At 64.0% G+C, this 16,774-nt stretch carries 14 protein-coding genes; 9 read left to right on the top strand and 5 right to left on the bottom strand.

The features are described 5' to 3' along the window. Positions 1 to 165 precede the first annotated feature (165 nt). From BLV18_RS18980 to BLV18_RS18960, 5 genes are read left to right on the top strand one after another with little or no spacing between them, the layout of a single operon-like run. Positions 166 to 1,923 (top strand): carbamoyltransferase family protein, encoded by a 1,758-nt coding sequence (locus BLV18_RS18980; RefSeq protein ID WP_090360861.1) that lies wholly within the window; start codon positions 166 to 168, stop codon positions 1,921 to 1,923. Beyond that, entirely contained in the window at positions 1,907 to 3,037 is a 1,131-nt protein-coding gene (locus tag BLV18_RS18975; RefSeq protein ID WP_090360858.1) for a glycosyltransferase, read from the top strand. Before BLV18_RS18980 ends, BLV18_RS18975 begins: the two co-directional genes overlap by 17 nt. Beyond that, complete coding sequence (locus BLV18_RS18970; protein WP_090362420.1) at positions 3,037 to 3,933, top strand: antimicrobial resistance protein Mig-14; 897 nt, start codon at positions 3,037 to 3,039, stop codon at positions 3,931 to 3,933. The genes BLV18_RS18975 and BLV18_RS18970 overlap by 1 nt, the downstream gene beginning before the upstream one ends. Then, positions 3,930 to 5,333, top strand: a complete 1,404-nt coding sequence (locus tag BLV18_RS18965; RefSeq protein WP_090360854.1) for a PIG-L deacetylase family protein — start codon at positions 3,930 to 3,932, stop codon at positions 5,331 to 5,333. The genes BLV18_RS18970 and BLV18_RS18965 overlap by 4 nt, the downstream gene beginning before the upstream one ends. An 18-nt stretch (positions 5,334 to 5,351) precedes the next feature. Next, positions 5,352 to 6,308, top strand: a complete 957-nt coding sequence (locus tag BLV18_RS18960) for a glycosyltransferase family protein (protein WP_090362417.1) — start codon at positions 5,352 to 5,354, stop codon at positions 6,306 to 6,308. 186 nt (positions 6,309 to 6,494) lie between these two features. Here the strand turns inward: BLV18_RS18960 and BLV18_RS18955 are convergent, their stop codons facing one another. After that, positions 6,495 to 7,097, bottom strand: coding sequence for a lipopolysaccharide kinase InaA family protein (locus tag BLV18_RS18955; protein ID WP_090362414.1), 603 nt, complete (start codon positions 7,095 to 7,097; stop codon positions 6,495 to 6,497). 252 nt (positions 7,098 to 7,349) lie between these two features. Here BLV18_RS18955 and msbA point away from each other — a divergent pair, with 252 nt between their 5' ends. Both msbA and hldE read left to right on the top strand, forming a co-directional pair. Further along, positions 7,350 to 9,158 (top strand): lipid A export permease/ATP-binding protein MsbA, encoded by a 1,809-nt coding sequence (msbA, locus tag BLV18_RS18950; RefSeq protein ID WP_090360851.1) that lies wholly within the window; start codon positions 7,350 to 7,352, stop codon positions 9,156 to 9,158. 964 nt (positions 9,159 to 10,122) lie between these two features. Further along, on the top strand, positions 10,123 to 11,544 hold the full coding sequence (gene hldE / locus BLV18_RS18940) for a bifunctional D-glycero-beta-D-manno-heptose-7-phosphate kinase/D-glycero-beta-D-manno-heptose 1-phosphate adenylyltransferase HldE (protein WP_049862459.1): 1,422 nt from the start codon (positions 10,123 to 10,125) through the stop codon (positions 11,542 to 11,544). A 178-nt stretch (positions 11,545 to 11,722) separates the two neighbouring features. Here the strand turns inward: hldE and BLV18_RS18935 are convergent, their stop codons facing one another. Genes BLV18_RS18935 through BLV18_RS18920 form a run of 4 tightly spaced genes read right to left on the bottom strand, consistent with a single transcriptional unit; the run spans position 11,723 to position 15,089 of the window. Next, the gene (locus tag BLV18_RS18935; RefSeq protein WP_090360844.1) at positions 11,723 to 12,688 is read right to left on the bottom strand and encodes a metal ABC transporter ATPase; all 966 of its coding nucleotides are present in this window, start codon (positions 12,686 to 12,688) and stop codon (positions 11,723 to 11,725) included. Between the two features lie 41 nt (positions 12,689 to 12,729). Continuing rightward, positions 12,730 to 13,542 carry an aldo/keto reductase gene (locus BLV18_RS18930; protein ID WP_090360841.1) on the bottom strand — a complete coding sequence of 271 codons (813 nt, stop codon included), beginning with the start codon at positions 13,540 to 13,542 and terminating at the stop codon, positions 12,730 to 12,732. Further along, entirely contained in the window at positions 13,539 to 14,714 is a 1,176-nt protein-coding gene (locus tag BLV18_RS18925; protein WP_090360839.1) for an NAD(P)/FAD-dependent oxidoreductase, read from the bottom strand. Before BLV18_RS18925 ends, BLV18_RS18930 begins: the two co-directional genes overlap by 4 nt. Positions 14,715 to 14,756: 42 nt before the next feature. Beyond that, positions 14,757 to 15,089, bottom strand: a complete 333-nt coding sequence (locus tag BLV18_RS18920) for a DMT family transporter (RefSeq protein ID WP_049862455.1) — start codon at positions 15,087 to 15,089, stop codon at positions 14,757 to 14,759. Between the two features lie 145 nt (positions 15,090 to 15,234). On the opposite strand from BLV18_RS18920, the gene waaA reads away from it, so the two are divergent. Together waaA and BLV18_RS18910 are read left to right on the top strand one after the other, a co-directional pair. Next, the gene (waaA, locus tag BLV18_RS18915) at positions 15,235 to 16,506 is read left to right on the top strand and encodes a lipid IV(A) 3-deoxy-D-manno-octulosonic acid transferase (protein WP_090360836.1); all 1,272 of its coding nucleotides are present in this window, start codon (positions 15,235 to 15,237) and stop codon (positions 16,504 to 16,506) included. 63 nt (positions 16,507 to 16,569) lie between these two features. After that, positions 16,570 to 16,731, top strand: coding sequence for a YqaE/Pmp3 family membrane protein (locus BLV18_RS18910; protein WP_082223739.1), 162 nt, complete (start codon positions 16,570 to 16,572; stop codon positions 16,729 to 16,731). Positions 16,732 to 16,774 lie beyond the last annotated feature (43 nt).

Genomic DNA, 16,774 nt, shown 5'->3' with positions numbered 1-16,774 from the left:
GGCCTCTTCGCGGGCAGAGCCCGCTCCCACAATGGGGTGCGTGGGCTGGCGGGTCCTTCGCCCGGTGTTGGGTGGTGCTGTATTACGCTATAATCCCGGCCTTTCGCCGCCCGCCGCCCTCGATGGCCGCCCGCGCATCTACTTCCGTTCAAAGAGGCTAGACCCTTGGCATTGACGATTCTTGGCCTGTCCGGCGCCCTTAGCCATGACCCTTCCGCGGCCCTGTACATCGACGGCAAGCTGATTGCCGCCGCCGAAGAAGAGCGCTTCGTGCGCGACAAACATGCAAAGAACCGCATGCCCTACGAATCGGCCAAGTTCTGCCTGGAACAAGCCGGCATCAAGCCGTCGGACGTCGACGTGGTGGCCATTCCGTTCGCGCCTATCAGCCTGTTCGGCAAGGCGCGCTGGCACTACGCCAAACGCTATTGGTACGCCCCGGACCGCGCCCTCGACGCGCTGCTGATGGGCAACCGCCGCTACAAGCGCTACCGCAACAAGATCGTCTTCTGCCTGGAGCAACTGGGCTTCGACGCGAAGAAGATCAAGATCGAGCCGGTCGAGCATCACCTGGCTCACGCCTCCAGCGCCTACCATTGCTCGGGCTTCCAGGAAAAAACCGCGATTCTGGGCATCGATGGCAAGGGTGAGTACGCCACCACCTTTTTCGGCTACGGCGAGAACGGCAAGATCCACAAGATCAAGGAGTTCTTCGACCCGGATTCGCTGGGCGGCCTGTACGGCGCGATCACCGAATTCCTCGGTTTCGAGATGCTCGACGGCGAGTTCAAGGTCATGGGCATGGCGCCCTATGGCGATGCCAGCAAGTACGATTTCTCGCGTCTGGCTTCGTTCGAGAACGGCGAGTTGGTGATCAACACCGACTACGCCAACGTCATCGGCCTGCGCCGCTATAAAGAGAAGGGCAAGGGCTTCTATTTCTCGTCCAAGCTGATCGAATGGCTGGGCCCGAAACGCGAAGGCGACATCGCCGACGAGCCGTACATCCACTACGCGGCGAGCATGCAGGCGCTGTTCGAGAAGCTCGCCTTGCAGATGATCGACCACTATCTGGGCGATGTGCTCAAGCAGACCGGCAAGCTGGCCTTCGCCGGCGGTTGTGCGCTGAACGTCAAGCTGAACCAGAAGATCATCGCCCGCCCGGACGTGAAAGAGCTGTTCGTGCAGCCCGCTTCCGGCGACGCCGGTACGGCGGTGGGTGCGGCGGCCTATGTGTCCCATGCCCGCGGTGTGCCCGTGGAGAAAATGGAACACGTGTACCTGGGCCCGTCCTACACCAACGAAGACGTGATCGCCGCCTGCGCGCGCCATCCGAACAAACCCAAGGGCCGCATGCTGGGCAACATGCCCAAGCAGATCGCCCAGATCATGGTCGACGGCAACCCGGTGGCCTGGTTCCAGGGGCGCATGGAGTTCGGCCCGCGGGCGTTGGGTGGTCGTTCGATCATCGGTTGCCCGAGCGTGCCGGGCGTGGCCGACCGCATCAACCATCAGATCAAGTTCCGCGAGCGCTGGAGGCCTTTCTGCCCGTCGATGCTCGACACCGTCGCGCCGCAGATGATCAAGATCGACCATCCGGCCCCGTTCATGACGTTCACCTTCGAGGTGGCCGAAGAATGGAAGACCCGAGTGCCGGAAGTGGTCCACGAAGACGGTACTTCACGCGCCCAGGTGCTCAAGCGCGAATATAACCCGCGCTACTACGACATGATGAAGGCCCTGGAAGAACTGACAGGCAACGGTGTGTCGCTCAATACCTCGCTCAACCGTCGTGGCGAGCCGATGATCTGCTCGCCGACCGATGCCTTGAACATGTTCTATGGTTCGGATCTGCAGTACCTGATCATGGAAGACATTCTGGTGGTCAAAGAGGGTGCCAAAGCCTATGACACGCTCGACTGAGCGTCATGTGCTGCAGTTCTGCCACGGCTATGACGGGCCGTTCCTCGACTGTGCCCGTCAGTACGCCAGCCTGTTCATGGGCCGCGGCTACCGGGTGACCACCGTGTTCCTGACCGGTGCGGCCGATGCCCAGGTGGCCGCCGGCTGTGAAAGTGACGAGGTGCTGTTCATGGAGTTCAGCTCCAAGGCCATTCGTGGCCTGAAGCTGGACGCCATTCGCGCGCTGCGCAAGATCGTCGCGGCGCGCACGTTCACCTTCTGCATCGCGCACCGGTTCAAGCCCATCTACATCGCCCTGCTGGGCACATCGCTGCCAGTGATCGGCGTGCATCATGCGTTCGGTGACTATCAGCGCCGGTCGCGCCGGCTGTTCGCGCAGCTGTTCGGTAAGCGCTTGAGCCTGCTGGGCGTGTCCGATGCGGTGCGCGACGACATGCGCCGCTGCCTGCCCGGTTGGGCGCCGGAGCGGATCGCCACGCTGTACAACCGCTTGAACACCTTCACTCTGCAGAAACAATTGCTGCCCGCAGCCGAGGCGCGCCAGGCCCTGGGCTTGGCGCCGGATGCGTGGATCGTCGGCAACGTCGGCCGTCTGCACCCTGACAAGGATCAGGCCACCTTGCTGCGTGGCTTTGCCTTGGCCTCGGCCAGACTGCCCGAGCAAGCCCTGCTGGTCATCATCGGCTCCGGACGCCTGGAGCAAGACCTCAAAGACCTGGCCGTGGAGCTGGGCATCGCCGAACGTGTGCGCTTCCTTGGTCAGGTGCCCCAGGCACGGTTGTATTTCAAGGCGTTCGATGTGTTCGCCCTGAGTTCCGATCACGAGCCTTTCGGCATGGTCCTGCTCGAAGCCATGGTAGCCAACGTGCCACTGGTGGCGACCGCGTGCGGCGGCGCGCCTGAGATCGTGGAAAACATCGGTATCCTGTTCCCGTTGGGTGACGCCGAGCGTCTGGCCCAGGGGCTGGAAATCGTGGCCTCACGGGACGATTACGAGCGAGTGAAGTATGAAGTGCTGATGGCCGAGCGTCTTGAAGCACGTTTTTGTGACTACGCGGTGCGCAAGGCCTTCTGGCAACTGCCGATGGTCACCGCACTGACGGCGCACACATGATGCTCAACCGGCTGCAAGGCGTGCGCGAACGGGGGTGGCAAGCGGTCGATGCGGCCACCTATGCCCAGGCCTGGACACGCTTTGGGGGCAGTGTGGCGACGCACCCTCTGGTGGTCGAACGGCTGGCCGCGTTGGCCGGTATACCGGTGCGCTACCTGGGTTGGGAGCAGGCGGGTGAGCTGGTCGCGGCCATACCGACCTGGGGTCGTCACCTGGCGTTGTCCAAGGACGTGCTCAAGCAACGGGGCAAGAAGGGCCTGTACGATCTGGGCAATGCCGAGTTGATCCTGCCGGCGGCCAGCGATGCTCAGGCACCGTTACGCCATCATGGGCGCTATCTGTCCGAACTGAATCAGGGTCGTTTCAGCGGTCTGAAAGCGCAGGCCGAAAGCCTGGCCATGGCGCGTACGCCGGAAGACCTGTCGAAAAAATTTCGCTACAACCAGCGCCGCGAGTCGCGTTTGCTGGAAGAGGCGGGCGGGGTGGTGAAGCCTGTCACCGAGTTCGGCAGCGGCGAGCTGGCGGCCATCTATTGCGATCTGTTTCATCGGCGCTGGGGTTTTGCCGCAACCGGTGCGGAGCGCATGGCCGAGGTTATCGAGCTGCTGCGCGAGCTGATGATCGGGTCGGTGCTGCTGCTGGACGATGCGCCCATTGCCATCCAATTGGTGTATCGCGTCGAGGCCCCGGAATGGGTCAGTGTGGAGTACATCAACGGTGGTGTGGATCCGCAGTCGCGTGCATTCAGCCCCGGCAGCGTGCTCAGTTTCCTCAATACCCAAAGTGCCTGGGAGCAGGCCCGCACGGTGGACAAGCCGCTGCGCTTCTCGTTTGGCCGGGCCGACCGCGAGTACAAGGACCGCTGGTGCAACCCCGTCCCGGTGTTCCAGGCATGAGCCGCAAGCAGGCGTTGCTCGCGCGGCACCGGCGCCACAAGCGTCGCGTGCTGCTGGCTGGACTGGTGATGCTGCTGCTGGCCGGGATACTGGTCGCCTGGTGGTTGCCGCTGCCGCTGCTGTTGCTGGCCTGGGTAGCCCACGAGGCGTGGTTCGCCGATCATCTGTTCTACTCCCCCAGCGACGATTACGCCTACAGCTTCGATAGCGATGCCGAGCTTGCAGGGGTCAGCCTGAGCGGCGATCTGCTGCAGGTCCCGGAGCGCCTGGAAGCGACGGATACGCTGATTCTGGCCGTGGATATAAAGGCGTCCTGGCTAGGGCGTTTGCTCGATCCGTGCGTGCAACTGCTCGGTGCCGAGCTGAGCGACCGGCAGACCTTCGAGCGAGGTGTCGACGGTTTGCGCTATCTGAACCTGAGCGGCTTTGCCGACGAACTCAACCAAGGGCATCTGCGGGTGCGTGGGCGGTTCTGCCGCATCGTTGGCGAGCCAAGGTTGTGGCGTTTCCAGCATCCGGATTTTACCCGGCACAGCGTCATGGTCATCGCGCCCCATGCCGACGACGCCGAGTTGGCGGCTTATGGCTTGTACAGCCGCGCGGCGAGCAGTTGGATCGTGACCGTGACCGCAGGGGAGATCGAAGCCGAGCATTATCAGGCCATGGGTCTGCCGTCGACTGAGGCGGCACGTTTGAAGGGGCGTCTGCGGGCCTGGGACAGCCTGGCCGTGCCGCGCTGGGCCGGAGTGCCGGCCGAGCAGTGCGTGCAGTTGGGGTATTTCTGCCTGCAATTGCCTGCCATGCAGGCGGCGCCTGCGCAGCCGTGTGGGTCGCGAGAGGCGGACATGACGGATATCCGCCTGTTCCGCCAGCTCAACCCTTTCGTCTTGCCAGCCGACGCCGATGGCGCGCCGACCTGGCACAACCTGGTGGCGGACCTGCGCGAACTGTTGCAACGTGCGCGACCGGAGGTGCTGGTGATGCCGCACGCGAGCATCGATCCGCACCCTGACCATATCTGCGCCCAGGCGGCGGTATTGCAGGCGCTGGAAGGGCTGGTGGACAAGCCGCGCTTCCTGTTGGGGTACGCCAATCATCTGCACGATAACGACCGTTGGCCCATGGGCAACGCGGGCGAGGGTGTAGCGCTGCCACCGTTTTTCGATGCCCGTGAGCGGCTGGTGCCGTGCAGCCTGCCGGTCAGCGCCGCAGTGCAGATGGACAAGGCCATGGCGCTTGGCATGATGCACGACCTGCAACCGCCTGCACCGCTCAAGCGTCGCGTGCGCCGTTGGCTGCAAGGGGTGCTGGCCGGTCGGCGGTGGCCCGCCACGGGCGAAAACGAATTCTTCCGCAAGGCGGTGCGCCGCCATGAACTGTTCTGGCGCAAAGACTTATAAGGTGCCGTAAGCACAATGATGAAAGTTCTGTTCCTGGTGCAGAAAGAGCAGCGCGCCATTCTCGATCGTCTGTATGACGGCATTGCCGCGCACTGCCAGTGCGACCTGCGCTGGTTGGACAGCGCTCAGCAGCGTGACCTGAAAGGGTATTTCAAGCGTGAAGTGGACGTCGCCCAATACGATCGCATTCTGTTCTTCCTGCGCTTCAAGCAGGAAATTCGTCAGGTAGCGTTCATCCGTTCCGTGCCCAATCTGGTGATTCTGGAGCATGACGCCTATCAGAATTACATCCCCTGCAAGTACACCGGCAAGTTCAGTGCGCACTATCGGCAGTTGCCTTGGGTTCGGGTGATCAGTTCGGGGTTCATGGTCAGCGAGCGGCTGCGCGCCGAGGGTTTCGATGCGCATTTCGTGCCCAAGGGCTATGACCAGACGCTGCTGACACCGCAGACCCGCGAGCGCGACATCGAGTTGGCCTTCGTGGGCAGCACCAAAAGTGTGGCCTACAGTGGCCGCAAGCAGATGCTCGATGCGATTGCTCAGGTGGAGCCGCTGCTGGTGACGCGAACCAACAGCGGGCAGGAGTATGGCGATACATTGAACCGTATTCGCTTTTTCGTCAGTGCCGATGTGGGCATGGGCGAGTACATGATCAAGAACTTCGAAGCCATGGCATGCGGCTGCGTGCTGTTCACCTTCGATCAGGGCGAGGCGGAAAATCGTTCGCTGGGGTTCGAGGACATGCGCACGGTGGTGCTCTACGACAGCGTGGCGACCTTGCAGGCCAAGCTGGCGCAGCTGCGCCGCGAGCCGGCCCTGGCTGAACGTATCGCGGCGGCGGGGCAGGCGCTGGTCTTGGGGGAATATGGATTCGACCGGATCGGCGAGCGTATCGTGCAGGCCATGCAGCCCGTGCTGCGCCCGCATCCGCCACTGACGGCGTGGCAACGCCTGCGGTTGGCCTTGCCCATCTGACCAAGCCCGGCCGCACCGTGTTCTTGCAGGGACGTCACCTGCACCGCCGACGCGGCTCGCGCCGCTGCTACAGGGATAGCAACCCCCCTTTTTTCGCGCAATGTGGCGGGCCTGGCGATCTTTTGCCATCGCGAGGCGCGTCCGGTCGCACCGCGATGGGTCGGGTTCACCGCCGCGGGGTTTGTGCTACTTGAGCAGTGCCCTGTTCAATTCGGCCAGGGGAAAGCAGGCTGTGAGTTGCTCACGCTCCAGGTACCGGGAAAAATGTTCCAGATTGCGCTTGATCAAGCGCTTGGACAAAGGCCCACGGGTGAAGCTCATGTCGGCCATGTCGATCAGGCCCAGTTCCCCTTCGGGCGTGACGATCACATTGCCCAGGTGCAGCGAGCGGAAATACACCCCCGACCGGTGCAGGCGGCGAATCAAGGCGATCAGCGGTTCCAGGCTCTGTTGCCAGGTGAACTCGGCGGTGTCCATCAACTGGCGCAGATTTCTGCCAGGCAAGGGTTCGTACAGCACGGCCGTCATGCCAGGCTTGTCCAGACGGTAGTGTTGCAGCACCTTCAAGGTCGGCACGCCCAACTGCTGAAGACGCTGGGCATTGGCGATGAAACGCGCCGAGTACGGACGCAACAGCGCCGAGGAAAACAGACGTTTGCGGCGGAACAGCTTGAGGATGTTCCCGTCCGCGAGCAGGTACACTTTCGCGCCATGGCTGTCGGCCTCCAATACCTTGGCGCCGGCGGTCAGCGTGTCAAAAGCGGCCTGAGGAAGGCGGGTGCATCGCATCGTGATAAAGCCTTGATTGAAGAGGGCGGAAGGCATGATGCCCAAAAGCGGCGGCATGTTCTACCGCCAGGCCAACCGAGGTGTGCCCTTCGCGGGCAGAGGGCTCGGCCGCCCGCCCCGCTCCCACAGGGGACTGAGCTGTGGGAGCGGGCTCTGCCCGCGAACGGCGCGGCGCTGTGTTCCTGCTGCACCGCGATCCCCGATCCGCCCCTGTGATAAAGTTCCCGTTCTACGCCAACAGTGAGTGAGACGATGAGTGATTCACCGCGTCCAGCGGAACAGGATTCAAGCCTGAAAATCTATTTGCGACTGCTCAGCTACGTTCGCCCCTACGTGGGCATGTTTCTGATCAGTATCCTAGGTTTCGTGATCTTCGCTTCCACCCAGCCCATGCTGGCCGGGATCCTGAAGTATTTCGTCGACGGCCTGAGCAATCCCGAAGTGGTGCTGTTCCCCAACGTGCCCTACCTGCGCGACCTGCAACTGCTGCAGGCGGTGCCGATTCTGATCGTGCTGATCGCTGCATGGCAGGGGCTGGGTTCCTACCTGGGCAACTACTTCCTGGCCAAGGTATCGCTGGGCCTGGTCCACGACCTGCGCGTGGAGCTGTTCAACAAACTGCTGGTGTTGCCCAACCGCTACTTCGACACGCACAACTCCGGCCACCTGATCTCGCGCATCACCTTCAACGTGACCATGGTCACAGGCGCTGCGACCGATGCCATCAAGGTGGTGATCCGCGAGGGCCTGACGGTCGTGTTTCTGTTCATCTACCTGATCTGGATGAACTGGAAACTGACTCTGGTGATGCTCGCCATCCTGCCGCTGATCGCCGTCATGGTCGGCAGCACGAGCAAGAAATTTCGCAAGCAGAGCAAGAAGATTCAGGTCGCCATGGGCGACGTGACCCACGTGGCGTCCGAGACCATCCAGGGCTACCGGGTGGTCCGCAGCTTTGGTGGCGAAGGCTACGAACAGACCCGTTTCGCCAAGGCCAGCCAAGGCAATACCGACAAGCAGCTGCGCATGACCAAGACCGGCGCGATCTACACACCGATGCTGCAGCTGGTGATCTACACCGCGATGGCCGTGCTGATGTTCCTGGTGCTGTACATGCGTGGCGATGCCACCGCCGGTGATCTGGTGGCGTACATCACCGCAGCGGGGTTGCTGCCCAAGCCGATACGCCAGCTGTCCGAAGTCAGCTCCACGGTGCAGAAGGGCGTTGCCGGTGCGGAAAGCATTTTCGAACAGCTGGATGTGGCTCCCGAGCTGGACACCGGTACGGTGGAGCGCGAGCGCGTCAGCGGCCTGCTGGAAGTGCGCAACTTGAACTTCACCTACCCCGGCACCGAGCGCCAGGTGCTCAGCGACATCAACTTCACCGCCAAGCCTGGGCAGATGATCGCGCTGGTTGGACGTTCTGGCAGCGGCAAGTCGACCCTGGCCGGGCTGATTCCACGCTTCTATCATCATAATGAAGGTGAAGTGCTGCTCGACGGCGTGGAGATCGCCGAGTATCAGTTGCGCAATCTGCGTCGGCATATCGCGCTGGTCACCCAGAGCGTGACGCTGTTCAACGACAGCGTAGCCAACAACATTGCCTACGGTGATCTGGCCGGCGCGCCGCGCGAGGACGTGGTGGCGGCCGCAGCCGATGCCTACGCCAAGGAGTTCGTCGACCGGTTGCCCGAGGGGTTTGACACGCAGGTCGGCGAGAACGGCGTGCTGTTGTCCGGTGGCCAGCGCCAGCGCCTGGCGATCGCTCGAGCGCTGCTCAAGAATGCGCCCGTGCTGATTCTCGACGAAGCGACTTCGGCGCTGGACACCGAATCTGAGCGGCATATCCAGGCAGCGCTGGACCATGTCATGAAGGGGCGTACCACCGTGGTCATTGCGCACAGGTTGTCGACCATCGAGAAGGCCGACCAGATTCTGGTGATGGATCAGGGCCGCATCGTCGAGCGCGGCACCCACACGCAGCTGCTGGCGCAGAATGGCTATTACGCCCGGCTGCACGCGATGGGCCTGGACGAACCGGCGAAAACCGACATCACCTGACCCCCTGTCTGCTCTGCGGCGCAGGGCACGGCATCTGGCCTGTGGGAGCAGAGCTGTGGAAGCGGAACTGTGGGAGCGGGTCTGTGGGAGCGGGTCTCTGCCCGCGAAGGCCTCACCGCGATCTGCCTGCCATACCGCGTCGCCTTCTTCGCGGGCAGAGGGCTCGGCCGCCCGCCCCGCTCCCACAAGAGGGGGCGGAGCACGGCATCCGGTCTGTGGGAGCGGAACTGTGGGAGCGGGTCTCTGCCCGCGAAGGCTTCACCGCGATCTGCCTGCCATACCGTGTTGTCTTCTTCGCGGGCAGAGGGCTCGGCCGCCCGCCCCGCTCCCACAAGAGGGGGGCGGGGCACGGCATCCGGTCTGTGGGAGCGGAACTGTGGGAGCGGGTCTCTGCCCGCGAAGGCCTCACCGCGATCTGCCTGTCATACCGCGTCGCCTTCTTCGCGGGCAGAGGGCTCGGCCGCCCGCCCCGCTCCCACAAGAGGGGGCGGAGCACGGCATCCGGTCTGTGGGAGCGGAACTGTGGGAGCGGGTCTCTGCCCGCGAAGGCCTCGCCGCGATCTGCCAGCCATACCGTGTCGCCTTCTTCGCGGGCAGAGGGCTCGGCCGCCCGCCCCGCTCCCACAAGAGGGGGGCGGGGCACGGCATCCGGTCTGTGGGACCAGAGCTGTGGGAGCGGGTCTCTGCCCGCGAAGGCTTCACCGCGATCTGCCTGCCATACCGCGTTGCCTTCTTCGCGGGCAGAGGGCTCGGCCGCCCGCCCCGCTCCCACAAGAGGGGGCGGAGCACGGCATCCGGTCTGTGGGAGCGGGTCTCTGCCCGCGAAGGCCTCACCGCGATCTGCCTGCCATACCGTGTCGCCTTCTTCGCGGGCAGCCCGCTCCCACATGGAGGGCGGGGGCGGGCCTATCGGGAGCTTGCGTGTTAATATCGCCGCCCTGTTCATTTTGTATGTGGGTTGCCCATGAAGTTATCCATGCCGCGATTCGAATCGGCCCCTGTACTGGTGGTCGGCGATGTCATGCTCGACCGTTACTGGCATGGCGGTACTTCGCGCATTTCCCCGGAAGCACCGGTGCCTGTGGTCAAGGTCGAGCAGATCGAAGACCGTCCCGGTGGTGCTGCCAACGTCGCGTTGAACATCGCTGCCTTGGGCGCACCGGCTTCCCTGGTTGGCGTGACCGGGACCGACGAAGCCGCCGACAGCCTGAGCGACAGCCTCAAGGCCGCCGGCGTCACCGCGGTGTTCCAGCGCATTGCCCACCAGCCGACCATCGTCAAGCTGCGGGTCATGAGCCGCCATCAGCAACTGCTGCGCATCGATTTCGAAGAAGCGTTCGCCACCGACCCAGCGGCGCTGGCCGCTGAGGTCGACGCGTTGCTCGACGGCGTCAAAGTGCTGGTCCTGTCGGACTACGGCAAGGGCGCCCTTAGGAACCACCAGGCGTTGATCCAGGCGGCGCGTGCACGCGATATCCCGGTGCTGGCCGACCCCAAGGGCAAGGACTTCTCGATCTATCGCGGTGCCAGCCTGATCACGCCCAACCTCAGTGAATTCGAAACCATCGTCGGCGGCTGTGCCGATGAAGCGGACCTGGTGGCCAAGGGCGCCACGCTGATGCGCGACCTCGAGCTGGGCGCCTTGCTGGTGACCCGTGGCGAGCACGGCATGACCCTGTTGCGCCCCGAGCATCCGGCCTTGCACTTGCCTGCACGGGCCCGTGAAGTGTTCGATGTGACCGGCGCCGGGGATACGGTGATTTCCACGCTGGCGGCGGCCATTGCAGCGGGCGAAGAACTGCCCCACGCCGTGGCGCTGGCCAACCTGGCGGCGGGTATCGTGGTCGGCAAGCTGGGGACCGCGGCGATCAGCGCGCCTGAATTGCGCCGGGCGATCCAGCGCGAGGAAGGTTCGGAGCGTGGCGTGTTGAGCCTGGAGCAGTTGCTGCTGGCGATCGACGATGCGCGGGCGCACAACGAGCGCATCGTGTTCACCAATGGGTGTTTCGATATTCTTCACGCCGGTCATGTGACGTACCTGGAGCAGGCCCGTGCCCAGGGTGATCGTTTGATCGTGGCGGTCAACGATGATGCTTCGGTAAGCCGCTTGAAAGGGCCGGGACGCCCGATCAACAGCGTCGACCGGCGCATGGCGGTGTTGGCGGGGCTGGGGGCGGTGGACTGGGTGATCAGTTTCGCCGAAGGTACACCGGAGAACCTGCTGACCCATGTGCGTCCGGATGTATTGGTCAAAGGCGGTGATTATTCGGTGGATCAGGTGGTAGGCGCCGACATCGTCAGTGCTTATGGCGGCACGGTGAAAGTGCTGGGCCTGGTGGAAAACAGCTCAACCACCGCCATCGTCGAGAAAATCCGCAGCCGTTAGAGCGTCGGGTTTTACCGCGTTCCCGCAAATGCACCGCGTCCACCGCCGACGCGGCTCGCGCCGCTGCTACAGAGACCGCATCCACCGCCCACCCCTGTAGCAGCGGCGCAAGCCGTGTCTGGCCATTGCGCAGTTTCCCAGGCACACCGCACGACGGTAGCCGGTCGGGACAATGGGATTACTTGTGCAGACCACTGCGCACCTTGCGCACCAATACTCGCGCCTTTACCTTGAATTTCTCCAGGCTGGTGCGGGGCTTCTTCGGGATGGCGAGGCCTTTTTCCGCTACCCAGTTGCGCCAGCGCACGCGTTCGTCGCGGACCAGCCAGCCATCCTGTGCGGCGAAGCTTTCGGCCAGATAAACGCCCCGTGTACTGGCGGCGTGCAGCTTGTCCTTCTTCAACGTGTACAGCTCTGCGACCGGCTGCCCGTCCCTCAAAGGAATCAGATACAGGTCAGGCTTGCTGCGGCTCAGGCGGGTGATCAATTCACCCTTTTCCAGCCGCTCCTCGACGTGGAACAGGCTCAGCCCCTTGGCCTGGGGCGGCACTTCCAGACGCAGGTCGTACACCAGCTGCAACGAAGCCGTCGGTACGTGCACATACGCTCGGGGCCGCTCGATCAGGTTCAGGCTGCCACACTTCACCGGCCGCGCTGCACCAGAGCGGGTGCTCAAGCGAAAGGGCAGCTTCTCCTGATAGCGCAAGACCTGGTCATACGGCGTCGGCAGCCAGGTGTCGTTGAAACGCCCACCCAGCCAGCCTTCCGACGTCTCCAGCAGGCATTCCTCGGCAATTTCCTGAATGGCCGTGTGCAGCGGCAGGTTCACTTCATGGGCCGGCACATAGCCAGAGATCAGCTTGAGCACCACGTCGCCGCGGTCTTCGCGGCGCTGGCGCACCAGCACCCAGTAGTCGCGCCCACGCCAGTTGAGGGTCAGCCGGACCGACACGCCGAGGTTGGCCAGTTCCACGCGAAAGCGTTCGCTGTCACTCACCTCGACCGGTTTGCGCCGCTCCAGGGTCTGGGCGAAATTCAACGGCATGCCCACGGCTTCATAGCTCAGGGCCTCGGGCGTGGCATCGACGGCAAGGGGCAGGGTCTTGAAATTGCCTGGGTTCTTTCGAGTCAGGGTACGCGGCATTACGGCTCCTTCTTGCGTCGGGGTCGGCCGCGTCGGCGGCGTCAATTCCTGAGTAGCACGGCAGCGGCTGTCGCTACGTTGTGGGACAGGTGCAGCGGATTTATCGTTCCGACAATAGCACTGGCCACCCCAGGGTGAGCAAACAGCAGCTCGAAGCTGGCGCGCACCGGATCCACGCCCGGCGCCAGGCAGGCATGACCGCTGGCTAACGCCTTTTTCACCAGAATGGCCTTGCCATGGGCGGCCGCGTAGTCGAGCACCGGGCGCTCGGATTGCTCGTTCAGGTTGTAGGTGACCATGGCGCAGTCTCCGGTTTCCAGGGCTTTGAGCCCGCCCTGCACGGTTTTGCCAGAAAACCCGAAGCCGCGAATCTTGCCTTCGGCCTTCAGCGCCGCCAACGTCTCATACACCTCACAGCCCTGGAGAATATCCAGATCGCTGCCGTCCGAATGCACCAGCAGCAGATCGATGAAGTCTGTTTCCAGGCGTTTCAAACTGCGCTCCACCGAGAAGCGCGTGTGCTCGGCGCTGAAGTCGAAGCGTGACTGGCCCGATTCGAATTCTTCACCGACCTTGCTGACGATCACCCAGTCCTGCCGCTGACCCCGCAGCAGCGGCCCCAGGCGTTCTTCGCTGATGCCATAGGCCGGCGCGGTGTCGATCAGGTTGATGCCCAACTGGCGTGCCTGGCCCAGCAACATGCGCGCGGCGCTGTCGTCGGGAATGGTGAAGCCGTTGGGGTATTTCACCCCTTGGTCGCGACCCAGTTTCACCGTACCCAGGCCCAGGGGGGAAACCCGCAGGCCGGTGTCGCCCAGCGGGCGGTGCAGATCGTGCAGGGTGGGCAGGCTCATGGCAGCAGTTCATCCCAGACAGGTGTGGCCAATGCCGGCTTGGGCAGCTCGGGCAGTGGAGCATGGCTGTGCGGTGCAATGCCATCGCGCTGCAGGGCAGCGATGACGCGGTCGGCGAAATCCGGCGCCAGGGCCAGCTTGGTCGGCCAACCCACCAGCAAGCCGGGTTGATCGGCCAGAAATGCGTTGTCCGGACGCACCAGCCCGGATTGAGCGGGCTCGGCGCGATTGACGCGCAGGGTGGCCCAGCGCAGCTGGGTTTGATCGACCCAGGGCAACAGTTGGCCGATTTCCTTCTGGGCAGCGGCGATCTGCTGCGCCGGATCGCGAGCCACGCCATCGGCTTCGGCGATCTCGCCACCCAGGTACCAGACCCATTGGCCGTCGGCCCCCGGATGGGTGGTGACGGTGATGCGCGGCTTCGGCCCGCCGCCCAGGCAATGGGCGTACAAGGGTTTCAGGTTGGCGCCCTTGGCCAGCACCATGTGCAGTGGCCGCCGCTGCATCGTGGGTTGTTCGACGCCCAGTTCCGCCAGCAGGGCCTGGATGCCTTCGCCGGCGCTGAGCACCACGCGCTGGGCGCGAATCACCCGACCGTCGACGATCAGTCCGGCCAGCTGCTTCTGGTCATACAGCGGCTCGATCCGCTCACCCGCCAGCAGCCCATCGCCGGCCAGCTCGGCGAGCCGAGCGACCAGGCTGGGCACATCCACCACCAGCTCGGCCAAGCGATAGACCTTGCCCTTGAACGCGCGGTCCTGCAGAGCGGGCGGCAGTTGCTCGCCCTTGACCTGATCGACCCGGCCACGCACGGCCTTGCTGGCGAAAAAGCTGGTGAGATTGCCTGCCAGGGTGCCCGGCGACCACAGATAATGCGCCTCGGACAGCAGGCGCACGCCCGAAAGGTCCAGTTCGCCCTGGCCAGCCAGCGCTTCACGCCAGCGGCGCGGCATGTCGGCGATGGCTTCGGAGGCGCCGGTCAGCGCGCCGTGCAGGGCGTATTTGGCACCGCCGTGAATGATCCCCTGGGCCTTGAAGGTCTGCCCGCCGCCCAGGCGCGCGTTCTCCACCAGCACCGTCGAATAGCCCAGGGCGCGCAGCCGCGCGTTGAGCCAGAGCCCGGCGACACCGGCGCCGACGATGACGATATCAGTGGACAGTTCAGACGGCATTGCAGACCTCGCAGGCTAGGACAGGCGGAGGAGTATACAGCCTCAGTGCCCGGTGGTTTTCGAGAACAGCTGGATCACCACCACGCCCAGCACGATCAGCGCCATGCCGAGCATGGCCGGCAGGTCGAGCTTCTGCCCATAGATGAACAGGGCGGCGATGCTGACCATGACGATGCCCATGCCCGCCCAGATGGCGTAGGCGATGCCCACCGGCACCGTGCGCACCACCAGGGTCAGCATCCAGAACGCGATGCCATAGCCGGCCACCACCAGAAACAGCGGCAGCGGTGTACTGAGTCCTTTGACCGCCTTCATGGAGACAGTGGCGATCACTTCGGCGCAGATGGCGATGGCAAGAAAAGCGTAGGCGTTCATGGTGGGGCTCCTGTTCGATGCAGGCATTCTAGGCGATGCACGGCTGCAGAGGGTTCGCCCATTTCGAGTGACCGCCGGGCAATCGGTTCGCAGGGCTGCGGCGGGCACTTGGTCAAGGATCATGACCTGAGTACACTTCGCCGCCATGAACAGAACTCTCTACACCTTGCTGTTTCACCTGGGGCTGCCGTTGCTGGCCGTGCGTCTATGGTTGCGCGCGCGCAAGGCGCCGGCCTACGGGCAACGCCTGGGCGAGCGTTTCGCCTACCGGCTGCCGCCGATGCAGCCGGGGGGTATCTGGGTGCATGCCGTGTCGGTGGGAGAAAGCATTGCCGCCGCACCCATGATCCGCCAGTTGCTGCTGCGCCATCCCGAGCTGCCCATCACCGTGACCTGCATGACCCCGACCGGGTCGGAGCGCATCCAGGCGCTGTTCGCCGATGAGCCGCGGATCCAGCATTGCTACCTGCCGTACGATCTGCCTTGGGCATCTGGCCGCTTTCTCGACCACGTACGTCCGCGCCTGGCCGTGATCATCGAAACCGAGCTGTGGCCCAACCATATTCACCAGTGCGCCCGGCGCGGCATTCCGGTCGCATTGGCCAATGGCCGGCTCTCCGCGCGTTCGGCCAGGGGCTATGCACGTTTCTCTCGGTTGACCGCGCCAATGCTGGCGGAAATGAGCCTGCTAGCGGTGCAGACACAAGTCGAGGCAGAGCGTTTTCTGGCATTGGGTGCGCGCCCCGAGTGCGTGCAGGTGACCGGCTCGATCAAGTTCGATCTCAACGTCGACCCTAACGTGCCTGTCCGCGCCGCTCGGTTGCGCGAACAGTGGCAGGCCAGCGAACGTCCGGTCTGGATCGCTGCCAGTACTCACGAGGGTGAAGATGAGGTGATCCTGGCCGCCCATCGCCAGTTGCTCGCCAGCCATGCCGATGCCTTGCTGATTCTGGTCCCGCGGCATCAGGAGCGTTTCGCTTCGATGCGTGCTCTGTGCAGGGCTCAGGGTTTCACCACGGTGCAGCGCTCGCTCGATCAGCCGGTCACGGCGGCAACCCAAGTGCTGCTGGGCGATACCATGGGCGAGTTGCTGTTCCTCTATGCCCTGGCGGACATCGCGTTCGTCGGCGGCAGTCTGGTGGCCAATGGAGGGCACAACCCATTGGAGCCTGCCGCGCTGGCCAAGCCGGTGCTGAGCGGGCCGCACATGTTCAACTTTCTCGAGATCGGCGCGATGCTGCGCGAGGCTGGTGCATTGGTCGAGGTCGACGACGCACAGGGTCTGGCAACGGCAGTGCGACAGTGGATAGAACTGCCGCGTGATGCGGTGCGCAGCGGAGAGGCCGGGCTGGCCGTGATGCGCGCCAACCAAGGCGCGTTGAAGCGTCTGCTCGATGCCCTCGACGCCAAGCTTTAGCGCCACGCGGAACGCCGTGGGCGACCCGAGGTCTGTTATGCATCGACCTCAAGGAGCTGCACCATGGACATCATTCGCATCATTTTCGCCATCCTCCTGCCGCCTGTCGGCGTGTTCATGCAAGTGGGCTTCGGTGGCGCTTTCTGGCTGAACATCCTGCTCACGTTGCTGGGCTACATCCCCGGCATCATCCACGCGGTGTACATCATCGCCAGCAGAAAGTAACGACGTTGTTGCCGGTGCGTTCGTCTACTCGACGACCGCACCG

This window comes from Pseudomonas coleopterorum, from assembly GCF_900105555.1.
In the GTDB taxonomy this organism is placed as follows: Bacteria; Pseudomonadota; Gammaproteobacteria; order Pseudomonadales; family Pseudomonadaceae; genus Aquipseudomonas; species Aquipseudomonas coleopterorum.
Note: the sequence above shows the minus strand (reverse complement) of the source record. Positions and strands in the feature narration are given on the sequence as shown.